The 14,324-nt window shown below is 49.4% G+C and carries 17 protein-coding genes; 4 read left to right on the top strand and 13 right to left on the bottom strand.

Translation table 11 applies throughout. The features are described from left to right. Positions 1-106: 106 nt before the first annotated feature. Entirely contained in the window at positions 107-478 is a 372-nt protein-coding gene (locus Q0231_RS02020; protein WP_299344430.1) for a GFA family protein, read from the bottom strand. A gap of 82 nt (positions 479-560) precedes the next feature. Beyond that, the gene (locus tag Q0231_RS02015) at positions 561-1,286 is read right to left on the bottom strand and encodes an SIMPL domain-containing protein (RefSeq protein ID WP_299344428.1); all 726 of its coding nucleotides are present in this window, start codon (positions 1,284-1,286) and stop codon (positions 561-563) included. A gap of 230 nt (positions 1,287-1,516) precedes the next feature. On the opposite strand from Q0231_RS02015, the gene Q0231_RS02010 reads away from it, so the two are divergent. Further along, positions 1,517-1,750: a hypothetical protein gene (locus Q0231_RS02010; protein ID WP_269395246.1), complete on the top strand. Its 234-nt coding sequence runs from the start codon at positions 1,517-1,519 to the stop codon at positions 1,748-1,750. A 14-nt stretch (positions 1,751-1,764) separates the two neighbouring features. Here the strand turns inward: Q0231_RS02010 and Q0231_RS02005 are convergent, their stop codons facing one another. The 7 genes from Q0231_RS02005 to Q0231_RS01975 all read right to left on the bottom strand — a co-directional run bounded on the left by Q0231_RS02005 (position 1,765) and on the right by Q0231_RS01975 (position 7,934). Beyond that, the gene (locus Q0231_RS02005; protein ID WP_269395245.1) at positions 1,765-2,856 is read right to left on the bottom strand and encodes an alanine/ornithine racemase family PLP-dependent enzyme; all 1,092 of its coding nucleotides are present in this window, start codon (positions 2,854-2,856) and stop codon (positions 1,765-1,767) included. After that, positions 2,853-4,052 (bottom strand): DUF1611 domain-containing protein, encoded by a 1,200-nt coding sequence (locus Q0231_RS02000; RefSeq protein ID WP_299344423.1) that lies wholly within the window; start codon positions 4,050-4,052, stop codon positions 2,853-2,855. Before Q0231_RS02000 ends, Q0231_RS02005 begins: the two co-directional genes overlap by 4 nt. Before the next feature lie 264 nt (positions 4,053-4,316). Then, positions 4,317-4,733 carry a hypothetical protein gene (locus tag Q0231_RS01995; protein WP_269395243.1) on the bottom strand — a complete coding sequence of 139 codons (417 nt, stop codon included), beginning with the start codon at positions 4,731-4,733 and terminating at the stop codon, positions 4,317-4,319. An 86-nt stretch (positions 4,734-4,819) separates the two neighbouring features. After that, a complete protein-coding gene (gene rsgA / locus Q0231_RS01990) occupies positions 4,820-5,863 on the bottom strand; it encodes a ribosome small subunit-dependent GTPase A (RefSeq protein WP_299344412.1) in 1,044 nt (347 codons plus the stop codon). Between the two features lie 178 nt (positions 5,864-6,041). Next, positions 6,042-6,713: an SH3 domain-containing protein gene (locus tag Q0231_RS01985; protein WP_299344409.1), complete on the bottom strand. Its 672-nt coding sequence runs from the start codon at positions 6,711-6,713 to the stop codon at positions 6,042-6,044. A gap of 177 nt (positions 6,714-6,890) precedes the next feature. Beyond that, complete coding sequence (locus Q0231_RS01980; RefSeq protein WP_269395240.1) at positions 6,891-7,268, bottom strand: acyl-CoA thioesterase; 378 nt, start codon at positions 7,266-7,268, stop codon at positions 6,891-6,893. 3 nt (positions 7,269-7,271) lie between these two features. After that, complete coding sequence (locus tag Q0231_RS01975) at positions 7,272-7,934, bottom strand: thymidine kinase (RefSeq protein ID WP_299344405.1); 663 nt, start codon at positions 7,932-7,934, stop codon at positions 7,272-7,274. A 393-nt stretch (positions 7,935-8,327) separates the two neighbouring features. On the opposite strand from Q0231_RS01975, the gene Q0231_RS01970 reads away from it, so the two are divergent. Further along, entirely contained in the window at positions 8,328-9,002 is a 675-nt protein-coding gene (locus Q0231_RS01970) for a TIGR02453 family protein (RefSeq protein WP_299344402.1), read from the top strand. Between the two features lie 87 nt (positions 9,003-9,089). Beyond that, the gene (locus Q0231_RS01965) at positions 9,090-9,488 is read left to right on the top strand and encodes a DUF2147 domain-containing protein (protein WP_269395237.1); all 399 of its coding nucleotides are present in this window, start codon (positions 9,090-9,092) and stop codon (positions 9,486-9,488) included. Here Q0231_RS01965 and Q0231_RS01960 read toward each other — a convergent pair. The 4 genes from Q0231_RS01960 to Q0231_RS01945 form a co-directional block, all read right to left on the bottom strand. Next, on the bottom strand, positions 9,481-10,392 hold the full coding sequence (locus Q0231_RS01960) for a DMT family transporter (RefSeq protein WP_269395236.1): 912 nt from the start codon (positions 10,390-10,392) through the stop codon (positions 9,481-9,483). The genes Q0231_RS01965 and Q0231_RS01960 overlap by 8 nt on opposite strands. A gap of 59 nt (positions 10,393-10,451) precedes the next feature. Further along, complete coding sequence (locus Q0231_RS01955; protein WP_299344396.1) at positions 10,452-11,675, bottom strand: aminotransferase class V-fold PLP-dependent enzyme; 1,224 nt, start codon at positions 11,673-11,675, stop codon at positions 10,452-10,454. A 174-nt stretch (positions 11,676-11,849) separates the two neighbouring features. Continuing rightward, entirely contained in the window at positions 11,850-12,479 is a 630-nt protein-coding gene (locus tag Q0231_RS01950; RefSeq protein ID WP_299344393.1) for a Spy/CpxP family protein refolding chaperone, read from the bottom strand. Between the two features lie 251 nt (positions 12,480-12,730). Beyond that, complete coding sequence (locus Q0231_RS01945) at positions 12,731-12,973, bottom strand: hypothetical protein (RefSeq protein WP_269395233.1); 243 nt, start codon at positions 12,971-12,973, stop codon at positions 12,731-12,733. A 199-nt stretch (positions 12,974-13,172) separates the two neighbouring features. On the opposite strand from Q0231_RS01945, the gene Q0231_RS01940 reads away from it, so the two are divergent. Continuing rightward, on the top strand, positions 13,173-14,324 hold a 1,152-nt coding region (locus Q0231_RS01940; RefSeq protein WP_299344387.1), incomplete at its 3' end, for a pyridoxal phosphate-dependent aminotransferase.

Genomic DNA, 14,324 nt, shown 5'->3' with positions numbered 1-14,324 from the left:
ATGGGGCAGCCAAATAGCATACTCTGATTGGCTCATTGGTCGGATGTTGGTTTGTGTGTTTTGCATTTATCTGCTTCACCCCTTTAGGCACTAATGCTGGTCTGTTCTAATGTCGCTCACGCCCATATGTCGCTGTGTTCTTAAACGTTGGTAGCCATGCTTCGCGCCGTTCGCACCAGATTTCGTATGTGGGGGTGAATTGATTTGGCGCATAAAGGGCACCAAGGTGAATTTCAACTTCTTCACCAGAGTAAGCAAAAACTGACGAGCCGCAGGTTGGGCAAAAATGTCGGCCATTATAGGCATTTGTTTTGCCTGTTACGGTGAGTGTGTTCGCTGGGAATATAGCTGCCGCGTAAAAAAGCGCGCCGTGATGCTTTCGGCAATCCAAGCAATGGCAAATGCCCACTCGGTCTGGTGATCCAGTAGCGACAAAGCGAACTGATGCACAAAGGCAACCACCTTCAATTTTGTCCATTTTGCACCCCCGCTGGTTGTTCTGCATGGATGCTAACGCTCACTGCGCACTGCGTCTATCGCCAATGAAGCGGAGAGGTTGGTCAGTCCACCAAGAAATAGGTGATGGTGGACACCACGCGCACCTTTTTGTCTATCTGCTTGTCGGGTCGATCGTTTGGAATATCGACAGCGGGCAGAATTTGGAACACGCCTTGATTGGCGGTTTGAATATTGCCTACATTTGATTGAGATTCTTTTGCGAATTGCTGCGCTGCGTCGCGCGCGCGGCCTGTGGCCTCTGTCAACATTTCACTTTTAAGATCAGCAATGCCAGTGAACACAAAGCTTGGGCCGCCCGACCAACTGTCAGACGAAAAGACAACTCCTGCTTTGAGCAATTCGCCAATATCGCGCGAAGCGGCGGCTAGGGCATCCACTTGGTCAGTGGTTACCAGCATATCTTCGTTGAGATTAAAGCGAACGTCGGCTGGGTAATTGCCCCCGTTGTAGCCCGCATAGCGGTCTTCAACCCGTAGGTTTTGGATTTCGATTTCTGTGTCTTTGAACCCACGTTTTGCTAGAAATGCGCGCACAGCTTTTTCAGAAAGCTCTAAGTTGGATCGCGCCGCCTCAAGCGTTGGGCCGGTCGCAACAAACCGGATTGGCCAAAAACCAAGATCAGCTCTTACGTTTTGCTCCGCAAGGCCCTTAACCGTCACCGTGCGGATCGGCTTGCGGCTGTTTTCGAGCGATTGACCCAACAACCACCCACTCAATGCCAAACCAACAGCGATGATGGCAGCAGAAAAAACGGAAAGCGGGTTCATGGCAACGCCTCAACTTAGGTTTTCAGTATAAAGGCAGCAAAGCGCATGAAGGCGGCGGAAATGGGGCGGGGGATTGAGGTGCAAAAAGGGGGCGAGAAAGAAGATTAGCTTGTTCTACGGATTTTACTGCTTTTGTCCAATATCTAGTCTGAGTTTAATTGCCGAATTGTGACAATAAATCATTGTATCTGAGCAAACGTGCTATGCTGCTTCTTTCATAAGAGGCAGCTATGACGTTACGATTTGCAGTAATGAGCTTTCGACAAAAAGGCCGTGCCCTGGTTGCCGATCCAATGCAATCCGCCAAGACGGCTGAAGCCGCGATAGCTTTGGCTGAACGGGTTTCTTTGACCCGCGACGGAGCGGTTTCATTTTCTCAAGAGATCGATGTTGAAACCGATTGTTATGATGAACCTATGGTCCTTTCCAGACACGGCAGTTTGCCGCCAGAACTAATGGACTAACCCAACTCTAGTTTTCAGTGCGCTCGCCTTTTTGTCGCAATATTGTTTGAACGATATTGTTTTGTGACAAAGGGCGAAGCCATGGCGTGAATTAACGCGCTATAGTTGAGATGAAAGGCCGCTTCTGATCCTATTGGGAAGTCTTCGTTAAGCGTGTCCAAGACCATATGATCGCTGCTTGACCCCAAAATTTTGATGTTTCGAACGGGTGAAAGACCAGTTGGGTCTGTATCCATTTGCCCCAGTGCTAAGGTTGTTTGATGGATGAGTCCGCTGTTTCTGGCCGTTTTGGTGGAAGCAAACGCTGTTTGCGCAATGGCGCCCGTGGGGTGTGATGGTTTGATTTTGCATTCTATTACTTCGGCGAAGAGTACAAATGCATCTGTGAATAGTTCGTCAAGCGGTTGACGATAGAGTGGTTCGCAGCCAAGTAAAATGGCTTCGCCCAAACGTAGATTGTTGATCCGACCTTTAGCTTCATCCCCTAGCGCCCATGTCAAATTGGCAGAGTTTCCGCCAGAGATAATCTGTAGCTTTGCGTTGAATGTTGCATCAATCGCATCAGCAAGTGCTGAGAGTTCACCCATGTTTCTTGCATCCGGAACAACGCCATTTTGGCAGGCCAAATTGGTGCCAATGCCCTCAAGTTTGATATTTTGGAACCGCAAGGTTTTGCGGACCATATCCTCGAGATCTGCGGGCATAATGCCTTCTCGCAGATCTCCCAATTCCACCATCAGCAATACGCCATGCACGCAGTTTTGAGCTGAAGCAGCTTCTGAAAGCTCGGCGATGGTATCGAGTTCTGTGTTAAGGCTGATATGTGCGGATTTGACGATTTGCGCCGCTTGAGAAATCATTGGCGATCGAATGAGTGTCATGGGTGCCTTTACGCCGGCTTGACGCATGGCTTGCAGGTTTTCTACCCGAGAGTCCGCTAGGCCTTTCACCCCAGCGGAAATTAAAGTGTTGGCAAAAAGTGAGTTGCCCAACATTGCCTTTGTGACACCAGAAACGCCGATGTCACGCGCCGCAAGCTTTTTGACCAGCACTTGTGCGTTGTGCCTTATTTTGTCCAGGTCAATCTCCAGACGAGGGGCCGTCAATGGGAATTGGCAACACGTTTGGGCGCAAGTTGTGGGAATGCTGCGAGCACCATATCAACAAGATGGGCTGTTGGTCTGGTCAGTGCATCTGTTGCTGGAATGCCCAACAGATGCGTATAAGTTTTGATCGCTGAGCTGACTTCATCGTCGCTCATGTTTTCGTGGTTGATGGTGAGCCCAATAACCTTTGTGTCCGCAAAGGTTTCGATGAGGTTGATCTCGCTTTCTGGCGTTGGCATTTCAGTATCCGGAAAATCTCCCAAGTGGGTTCGCTTCGGCGCATGTTGCAAAATGACGCCGTCAGGCTGGCTGCCGCGCAAGATGAAAGCTGAAGTCAAATAGGCGGGATGGCTGAGGGCACCTTGACCTTCGATGATGATTACATCTGGGTTTTCTTGTTCAAATGCCTCAACAATCGCAGATTCCATTTCGCCGGAACAAAATTGAGCTGGGATTGCATCAATGGCTATGCCATACCGCGCACCCTGAATGAGACCGGTTTGTCCTGTTCCAATCATGGTGGCCTTTATTCCGTAGGCCTTAAGTGCATCCGTTAGAATGGTTGATGTGGTTCGCTTGCCAATGGCGCCGTCTGTGCCAAGCACTGCGATAACCGGGCAGGTGACTTCTTTGATCCGCCCACTAAACATTCTGAGATCTTTTTTGGCACGTGGTTTGCGCACATCAAGGATGGTAACCTCATAGGCAAGACACGCTGCAGCGAACACTGGGTCTTCGTTGAGAAATTCGTGTAGTCCATTGACGATGTTCATGCCATGGCTCATGGCCTCAATGATCAGGCCGCGTTCGTGGGTTGATAACATGCCGCTGGCCGGAGCCATGCCAAAAATGAAGAAGTCGGGCGTATGTTCTAGGTGGTCTAAAACTGTTGCAAGGTTACTATGAATTTGTATCGAATTTGCAATGCCGTCCAGCACCATGCCGCTGTCTTGCCCGGCCAATTTGCTGTCAATAACTGCACAAACTTCGTATTTTTCTGAATGCCGAACCAGGCCATTTGCTGTTTTGCCATCCAAAGCGCCAAAATTGCCTTCACAATAAACGATGGCGGTGTTTGATGTGATGGGCAAGCCATGCTCTGCCAGTTGCACAATAGAATTGGTTGCGGGTTGGCTGTGTGGTTTGCCATCTTGTTTATGTGCGTTGTCGATTTTTGGATCAAGTATATCGGTCATGGTTTTCCTTAAATGGTTTTGGCCGGCAGCAAGATTGCGCCAGCGAAACAGACAAAGTCTCTGGGTTCAGGTAAAAACTGCGGTTTGCATTTTCGATGTGGTCGCAGAACTTGAACCAGTCTGTTCCGCAATGCCAATATGTGGCAGCTGGGCTTAGTCTGCGCGGGTAAACGCAGACTAAGACATCGGCAAATAGATAGGGGCGATCAGATCGCATTGATGCCGCTTGTGCTAAATTGCTGGCGGGTGCCCAGCGGAAACTAGCTAGATATCTTTGCTCAATTCAGCCTGGCAAGCACTGGCCAAAACACTGTTCGGCTTGTCTGATCCCAATGGGGTCGCCCAACCAGCTTTTTCAATAATCTGGCGCTGCTGATAGGAATTGCCTTTTTTGAATTCAACAAAAACTTCTGCGGACTTTGGATCGGTTTTTGAGTTCTCAACGCAATATGGTGTTAGCACCGCGGCTATTGCTGCAACTTCTTGTTTATTTGCCATTTGCGCTGCGGCGCTGCTTGTTACCCAGCCACCCCAGTTAAAGCCTACAACTGCTAAAGCAATAGCACCCGCACCCGCGCCCCAAAGCGCAGGTTTCGTCCATTTAGGGATTTGCATGATATACGTCCAATCAGTGTCGGAACAGGCACGCATGATCGCGTGCAGGGTGGGGCTTTGTAGCATACTCACCCCAGATAGACACACAAATAATGGTAAAAGGCCTTATTGCGATTAATGTGTCATCGGCGTTAAGTTGATTTCGCCCCTACCTATTTCCCTTTTTTGCTCCGTTTCGCCATTTTGCCTGAACTTTGTTCTCGGGCATGGCGTTTGGCCAGGTTTTGGGTGTTTTGTTGGTCCTCTTCGCTGAGTTTTTTCCAGCGCTGCAAACGGGTTTCCTCTAGGTCTCCGGACTCTAGGGCGGTTCTTATGGCGCAGCCGGGTTCTGTTTGGTGCTTGCAATCACGAAAACGACAGGTGAGGGCCAAGTCGGTTATGTCGGAAAAAACCTCTTCAACGCCCATTTGAACGTCGGTGAGTTGAAGTTCGCGCATGCCCGGTGTGTCCATCAACAAGCCCCCGGTGCTCAATAAATGCAATTCGCGGCTGGTGGTGGTGTGGCGGCCCTTGTCGTCGGTCTGGCGAACGTCTTGGGTGGCGATTTGATCGTCGCCAGTAAGAGTATTGATCAATGTTGATTTGCCCACCCCTGATGAGCCCAAAAACGCTGCGGTTTGGCCCTTGTTGCACCAAGGCAGAAGCTGCTCGACTGAGGTCGGGTCTTTGGCGTTTAAAAGGATCACGTCCAAATCAGGCAATAATGTTTTGGCCTGTTTGACGTAGTCTTGTGGGGTGTCAGTTAAATCGACTTTGGTGAGCACCACGACCGGATGTACCCCAGCATCTTGGGCTAGGGTCAAATATCTTTCAATTCGAGCGATATTAAAGTTTTGATTGCAGGAGGACACAATGAAGAGCGTGTCAATATTGGCAGCGATCAATTGTGCCCGTCGCCCTTTGCCCGGTGCTAGGCGTTTCAACAGGCTTTTGCGGGTTAGTAGGCGCGCGGGTTCAAACGTGTTTTTGTCCAGCAGTAGCCAGTCCCCCACAATTGCGCGGGCTTCGTTGTCGCTTTTCTTTGCATAAAATGGGGGCACATATTCGTCAAAATTTGGCGCCAATACCCTGATCTTTGCGCGGTGAACTTCAGATACTTTTACGGGGATGAGCTTTTCTGTGTCGGAAGAATTAAGTTGGTCGGAAAAAAATGATGACCAGCCAAAGTCTGCAAGTTGTGAAAACTTGTATGTCATTGATGTTTCACCAATTTCAATGGCATGCAGAAATCCTTCTATTTAAGCGCCTTGTTGGTATCAGCATACGGGCGCGGTGTCATCACATTCAATAGGGCCAAGCTATTTTTCGAACAAAAAAGCCCCGGCAAATGCCGGGGCAATGTGTGTCAGTGGAGGTCTGACAAATTGTGCTATTTTAGTAGCGGTATGATTTGAATGAAGAGATTTCATCGTTCAAACGAAAACCTAGTTTTGGGATGTCATTGTCGATCGTGCGACAGATGCCTTTGTAATTTTTGTGTTTACACACCGTGACCGATGCATCACCAATCACTTTGATTGAGGAGATGCGGTCATTCCATTTTGGCGACAATAGGCGGTTGTTTGTACCGGCATCAACACAAGCTTTTTTCCCTTTGTAGTAAGCATTGCTGTAAAAACAGATCTTTGCTTTGTGCGGCTTTGGTTCATATGGCGTGGTATATCCGTCATCGGTTGAAAAACCGAATGTAAACGAGGAGCCACCTGAGCCAAACTGAAAACCAAATGTGATATCTGGATCACTTGGATATGGAGTTGGCGTTGGTTTTGGCTTGTGGCCGCCCACGCGTTTTAAGTATTTTGCGGCAACCCAACCATCAGGACCAGAATGGGTGACGTAGCACCATTTTCTCGACTTGGTGCATTTGTTCACATTGACTTTTTCGCCGGTATAAAGTGCATCAACGATGTTATATCCAGTGCCAGGGCCTGAGCGCACGTTAAGCGCTGTTGATGATTTTGCGGTGAAAGCAAAAGCAGATGACGCGGTGATAACAATGCCCATTGTGGCAAGGGCTGCGGTTTTACTAAATCTACGAAAGTCCATTTCAGATCTCCCAGTTGGATGCTTCACTTGTTCGGTGATGCCACTTAACCAAAAGCTTGCTGAATGGTTACTGAACGGTAATGTTCAGTTTCGGTTCATTTTACCTTTTTTGAAAAATGTGTGTGATTTCAAGGTGATGGCGTGTGTTTTTTGTAACGAACAGATGCGCGCTGCTAGCTATTTTATGGTTTTGGGCTTACCTTGATCGTCCAATGACACATAAACAAAGCGACCGTCGGTCACTTTTTCGCGTTCGTCGAGCCGATTCCGACGCGCCCAAGCTTCCATGAATACGGAAATTGAGGTTGTGCCGACCCGTTCGATTGTTGTGTAGATGCACAAAACATCGCCAATTTTGACGGGCGCGATAAAGGTCATGGCTTCAACCGCTACTGTGACTACTCGGCTCTTGGAGCGTTCCGCGGCAGCAATTCCGCCCGCGATATCCATTTGACTTAGAACCCAGCCGCCAAAAATATCCCCGGATGGGTTCGTGTCAGCCGGCATGGCTATTGTGCGGATGGTCAAATCACCTTTGGGCGCGTCTTCGCTCATTTTTTATCCTATCGCAGAAATGGGGGGCACATCGTTTTCGTCGTCATCGTCAAGGTCAAATGCTGTTTGGTGCTCTATATTGACGACGCTTGTTGGGTTCATATGCTCTTCCCAATGGCGACGGCAAAGTGACACATAGACTTCTTTGCCAATGCTGACCTGATCGCCTTCGCGGATGGCGGTGCCATTTTCATCCATGCGTACGACCATGGTAGCTTTGGAGCCACATTCGCAAATGGTGCGGATTTCTCGAAGAACATCGGCAATGGCAAGCAATTCAGCAGAGCCTTCAAACAATTTGCCCTGAAAATCGGTACGAAGACCAAAGCACATAACCGGTATGCTCAGCCGGTCGGCGACGCGGGCCAGTTGCCAGACCTGATCACTGGTTAGAAACTGAGCTTCATCCACAAAAATGCAATTGATCTTTTTGTTGCGATGCGCGGCCTCTATATCGGCGAGAAGGTCGATCTTGCGGTCATAAAGGTTGGCCGCAACGTCCAAGCCAATGCGCGATGAAATTTTACCAACACCATCTTCGACATAAAGTGAAGAGGTGTAAAGGCGCGCATTCATGCCCCGTTCTTGGTAGTTGTGCGCTGCTTGCAAGAGGATTGTCGATTTGCCAGCATTCATAGCCGCATATGAGAAATAAAGCTTCGCCATGCCAGCGCCCTTAATGGAATCGATTGGAGTTGGTTTATTCTAGGCGGTTTTTTCACAGAATTTGAAGACGTGGAGCTGAAAATCGTCAACTGCCCCCAGTTTTGAAGCGGTTGTGAGATAAAAAATGGCCGCTGACGGAGCGGCCATTGCGTGTCGATTGGGGGTGGTGACACGTCAGTCTGACACAGCTCTGTGCTGTGTTTTGTCCAATACACGGGGCATTGTATCTTGAACAAGGACCAAGTTAAGGTTCCATGATGACAGCTGGGTGACGGACTTGTGACAATCTGATGACGGCCCTTTTAGGGGATTAGGTTTTTGATAAATGTGTCGACTAGGTCGATTGCGGTTCGACATATTGAATATAGGCAACTTGAACCGGGGGACTAAGAGATGATTGGTGAGGCTTTTCGCAGTTTTTTGTTTGAGCTCGACAAGAACAATAATCGGGAATGGTTTGACGTAAACAAATCGCGTTACCAAAAGCATGTGGTTGGGCCAATGCTAGAACTCATTGGCACTGTTGACGGTGCGCTGTCCCAGCTTTCACCTGCGTTAAGGGCAGAACCAAAGGTGAATGGATCGCTTCGGCGTATATATCGAGATACACGGTTTTCAAAAGATAAGACGCCCTATCACACGCATGTGCATTTGATATTTTGGACAGGTGCACATCCCAATAGATCGCCGGGCGTTCATGTGGTTTTTAACGCGGATAGCTTTACCTTTGGTGCAGGGCATTGGGGATTGGATAAGGACCAGCTCGAGCGCATGCGCGCTCAAATCGTTTTGGATGGCGCGGAAACTGTTTCAGCTGCCGTAAGGGCTGTTGCAAAGCATGGTGTTGTGCTCGATCCTCCGGCGTTATCAAGAGTGCCACGGGGTTTTGACAAAACCGCAGAAGGGGCAGAATGGTTGCGACATAAGGGACTTGTCGTCAAAAGCGGGGAAATGCCATTTGTGCCAGCCCTTGAAAAACTGGATGATGCTGCCCAATTGATTGTTGGCATTTGTGATAAGATGTCGCCAATAAATAGATATTTAGTGGATCACGCTTGGCTTAAATGATGGGTTTGGCATATCGGGTTCACAATGCCGCCACACTCAAAGATTAGACAAAATGCGCGGGCGGCAATTGTTTTGTTTGGAGAAGAAATGAGCAAGTTTGCCAAAATCATGAGTGTTGTTGCTTTGTCCATGTCGATCAGCGGGCCAGCAATGGCTGAGAACTTAAACCCGGAAGGCACTTGGACGCCGGGCAACAAAGAATCTCGCTACGACATTAGCTACTGCGGCAAAGGCACCGATCTTTGCGCCAAAGTGGCCTGGATTGACCCAAAGTTCGTCAATGATGACAATAAGAAACTATTGGGCACTGACTTGTTCTCTGAGATTCCAATGCGCGGTCGTTCCAAATGGCGGGGCACAATTAATTTTCAAGGACACCGGGTCAACGGGACCGTTAAGCAGTTGGCTGCGGACAAATTGAGTGTGAAAGCATGTGTATTCTTTTTGTGTGAAGAAGTATTGCTTGATCGCGTCGCGGCTAACTAGAGTTACCAACGGCTGTTCTCTTGCGGCGGGCCTTTTCAAAAAAGACCGGGCCCGCTTCGGCCAACACGATGGCTGAAAAAATCAGCACAATCCCCAAATAGCCATTAGAGCTGAGGCGCTCTCCCAAAATAATGGCGGCGCCAATGGCTGCAAAAAGGCTTTCCATTGAAAGTATGAGGGCCGCATTGGCGGTTGGCACATGTTGCTGGCTGACGGTGTGCAATGTAAAGCCGATCGCTGTGGATAGGATGCCGGTGTATAGGATTTCAACCCAACCGATCTGAATAGCCTCAATGGTCACCGTTTCGGTGCCCAATGCCCCAGCGGCGCAGATGCTGCCACCGATCAAAAAGATGATCGCGGACACAGTAATCGGGCGCTGTGTGGTTTGAGCGGTGGTGCCCAAAAAGAACACATACATTGCCCAAAAGAACGAGCTGGCGAAGACGTAGTAATCTCCGATAACGAAGTTTTCGATTTTGCCACCGCTGAGTAGAAATAGCCCTGAAAAGGCCAACGCGGCAGCCACCCAAATTAGGTTGTGCAGTTTCGCCTTGGTGAAAACCACCATGAGAATTGGCACAAAAAAGACGTAGAAGCCGGTCAAGAACCCGGTGTTGGTAACCGAAGCTGTGAGCAGCCCAATCTGTTGCAACCAAGACCCAAAAAAGAATGCGATGATCAAAAGACCAATCAATTGCCAGCCTTTTTTGGTGATTGGTTTGTTGACACGGCGACTTTCCCAAATAGCGAGCGGCAAAATTAGTATGCCACCAAGCAAATAGCGTGCTGCTAGAAATGTGAAAGGCTCCATTGAGCCCATTGCAGATTTTTGGGCGATAAAGGCCGAGCCCCAAATAATGGTGGCAACGATCAGCAATGCTGTAGCGGTGGCGCGCGTCATGGGCGACAACTTTCACAACTTAGATGGGCTTTGCGCCAGTATAAGGCGTCGCCGAAAAACTAAAGAACTTGATCGAGCGCTTTGATGAGCTGGTCGATTTCGTTTTGAGCGGTGTAATGCACAAATGACATGCGCAAAACGCCATGGTCAACACCCAAATCCAATGCCTTTATCAACCGATAGGCATAAAAATGACCACCGGCGGCCATAATTTTGTGTTTGGCCAAATCTTGCGCTAGCTCTTGGCCCGGTTTTTCACAATGAATTGCAATGGTTGGCACACGGTCGATTGGCGTTGATGGGCCAATGATGCGCACGTCATTACGTCCGCGCAAATAGTCCATAAGCGGTTCAACCAGCTGTGTTTCTTGCGCGCGCATTTTCAAAGATGTTGCCCGATAAGGGTCGGGCGTACCTTGTGTGCCAGCAATTTTTGCAAGTTCATCTAAATAGTCAACGATGCCATTACATGCCGCGATTTGTGCATGGTCTGGGCCCGCTGGCACCAACCGCTTACGCAAAATGTCTTTGTTGAAGAAGTGGCCTTGGTTTGGCAGTTTTTTGGCCAAATCTGGATCCACCACCATTACCCCTTGGTGGGGACCGTAAGTCTTGTAAGTTGAAAACAAATAGATATCTGCACCCAAATCGGTGATGTCGGGTAAAGTATGTGGGGCGTAGGCAACGCCATCAACTACGGTGATCGCGCCAACTGAGTGGGCGATTTCGCAAATTTTTTTAACTGGATTAATGTGGCCAACAATGTTGGAACAGTGGGGGAAGGTGACCAGTTTGACTTTGTCATCAAGCAGGGCAGTTAGGGCATCAAGCTCTAATTCTGCGGTTTCGGTGTTCACTTGCCATTCGCGCACTTCTACACCGATTTTTTCCAGCTTTCGGAATGCGCCCGTATTTGCTTCGTGGCACTGGTTGGTCACGATGATTGCATCGCCCGCGCTCAGAAACTCTTCAAACGCTTTGCCAAGAGTATATGTGTTTGCGGATGTGGATGGGCCAATGTGGATCGCATCAACGGATGTGTTGAGCACCTTGGCCAAGCGGACGTGGGCCCGGTCCATTTCCGAACCTGCTTCTTGTGATGCGGGGTAGGTACCGTAGGGCTGAAGCTTGTGCGCCGTGAAATAATGGTTGTAGTGATCGATGACTTGTTGGGCCATATAAGCACCGCCGGCATTTTCGAAAAATGCCCAACCCTGCAAATCAGCTTGCTTGAACGCAGGAAAATTGGCGCGAACCGCCGTAGTGTTTAATGGCAATGTCATGATCGTCATCCCGAAAGAATTGGTTGAACCACATTGGTAGCTTGAGATTGTTTGATCGGCAAGTCAAAAAGAGCGCCAATTGCCTGGGGACAATTGACGCTCCTTTGCGGGAACAAGTGTTGGGAGAAATGTCTGACGACGGGGGCTTGCCGCCAGACAGTGTATCGCTACGTGTTAGCCGTTGGTTGGCGCAGGAGCTGATTGACCTTTTTGGCCACGCGGGCCTTTGCCATCTTTGCCCCAATGGCCTTTTTGTCCTTTGCGCTCGCCGTTTTCGTGCTCCATGCCTGGACGACCTTTTTTGCCGCCAGCTTTGTTGACTTGCGCTTTTTGTTCGTCGGACAATGAGTCATAGAAGGCTTCAAACGCAGGCATAACTGTGTTCATGCTGGCCAACTGCAGTTCCATCATTGCGGAACGGTGTTTAAGCTTTTCCGCCGCACCTTCAGGTTTTTGTTCTTTAAGCGGCGCACAGCTTGTCGCAAAGTCTGTTTGTGCAGTTAGCGCTGCGGTTTTCAGGTCGTCAAATGCTGGACGTTGGGCATCTGTTAGATCGATGCGAATGGCCATGATTTCGAGCATTTTGTCCAAACGATCAGCGCCTTCAGTTGAGCAAATGGAACCTAGGAAACCGTGACCACCGCGCATTGGGCGGAATTGGCCTTTGCCTTTATGGTCCTGCTTCTGTTCAGCTTTTGGCGATTGGGTTGAATTGTCTTGGGCGAATGCGGCTGGAGCAAACGCGCTGATTGATAGTGTGCCAACAAGAGTTGCTGCGGTTACGAGTGCTGAGAGTTTTTTCATTTCTTTTTCCTTTGCCCGATCTGTTGGGCGCTTCGTGTTGTGCGTCTGATCGAGAATGAAGATAGGGGATGTCACGTTGCCTAAAGTTTTCCGCCGGATGAATAATTGGTAAGCTTGGAAAGGTTTGAAACAGCGGACAAAAAAAGACCGATGCGGGGGAGGCACCGGTCATCAAGTTTTGGGGGATGCTTTCCAAAATAGAAGGCTTCTGCTGGAAAGCGGTGCAGAATGGAGGTCGTTGAGTAATATCTCTAGCGGCGCAGATTGCGCACGCGAATATGTTTGAACTTAGCGCGGCTCATTTGGTGCCAGACGCCAAATATGATTGCGGAACAAAGGGCAAGGGCTGGCAAGATGATGCTGAGCGCCAGCGCGTTAGAATGATCAGCGTTTGCTGCAAATGCAGGGCTGACAACCAGCAAAATGGCAAATAGTCCTGCGAAGGCGCCGGTGAATTTGGCCAAGCTGCTATTTCGTTTTTTTAACGCGCTCATTGCTTTGTTCCCATCCGTATCATTGTTCGATGATGGCAATGTGCCGATCAGTTGCGTTCAGAGTTGGATGAAACTGAGGAGATTTGCGTTCAATTGTGCGGCAAGTTTGTGGCAACAGCTTTTGGCACTTGCTGCTTGCCAAACCGCAACGAACTTGTTTTGATCCATTTTGATAGGACCCAACCAAAGAATCTTTTTCATGACCATGATCTCTGATGCGCTTGAGCGCGTGAAACCTTCTGCCAGTATGAACATATCCGCAATTGCTTTGGAAAAACGTGCCGCGGGTGTTGATATTATCCCTATGAGTGCGGGCGAGCCGGATTTTGATACGCCCGACCACATTAAAGTTGCGGCCAAGCGCGCGCTGGATGCGGGCAAGACAAAATACACAGCAGTTGATGGTATTCCAGAGCTCAAGGCCGCGATTGCTGCAAAGTTTGCGCGTGAGAACGGTTTGAATGTTGAGCCGAGCGCTTGTTTTGTGGCGACCGGTGGCAAACAGATCATTTTTAATGCGCTGGTGGCAACGCTCAACCCGGGTGATGAGGCATTGGTGCCTGCGCCTTATTGGGTATCATATCCTGAAATGGTCAATTTGACCGGCGCAACCCCTGTGATTATGCAAACGAGCGCGGCGAGCGGCTTTAAGATAACTGCGGATGAGTTGGCCAAGGCGATAACGCCAAGAACCAAGTGGCTCTTGATCAATTCGCCGGGCAATCCGTCGGGTGCGGTTTATTCTAAAGAAGAGTTGGAAGCATTGGCCAATGTGCTGCGGGCGCATCCGCAGGTCCATATTTTGATGGATGATATTTATGAACATCTGACTTATGGCACCAAATTTTACACGATGGCGCAAATTGCGCCCGATTTGGCTGCGCGCACTTTGACGATGAATGGGGTATCTAAAGCCTACTCCATGACCGGATGGCGGATTGGTTATTGCACGGGGCCAGATTGGTTATTGAAAGCCATGCGCAAGCTGCAAGGGCAATCTACATCAAACCCGTGTTCTATTGCGCAATGGGCAGCGGTTGAAGCACTAAACGGTGATCAAAGCTTTTTGGACGGGTGGCGCGACGCATTCATTGAGCGGCGTGACTATTTGGTTAAACGGCTCAATGCGATTGAAGGCCTTGACTGTTTGACACCAGATGGTGCGTTTTATGTTTATCCTTCGTGCGCCGGTTTGTTGGGCAAGACCACCAAAGGCGGTCGTAAGCTTGTAACGGATGAAGATGTGGCGCTGGCCTTGCTAGACGAAGTTGATGTGGCCACCGTGCATGGTGGGGCATATGGATTGTCGCCACACTTCCGCGTTTCTTATGCTGTGTCGCTTGAAGACATC

This window comes from uncultured Maritalea sp., from assembly GCF_937139385.1.
GTDB lineage: Bacteria > Pseudomonadota > Alphaproteobacteria > Rhizobiales > Devosiaceae > Maritalea > Maritalea porphyrae_A.
This window is presented reverse-complemented; position numbering and strand designations above follow the sequence as displayed.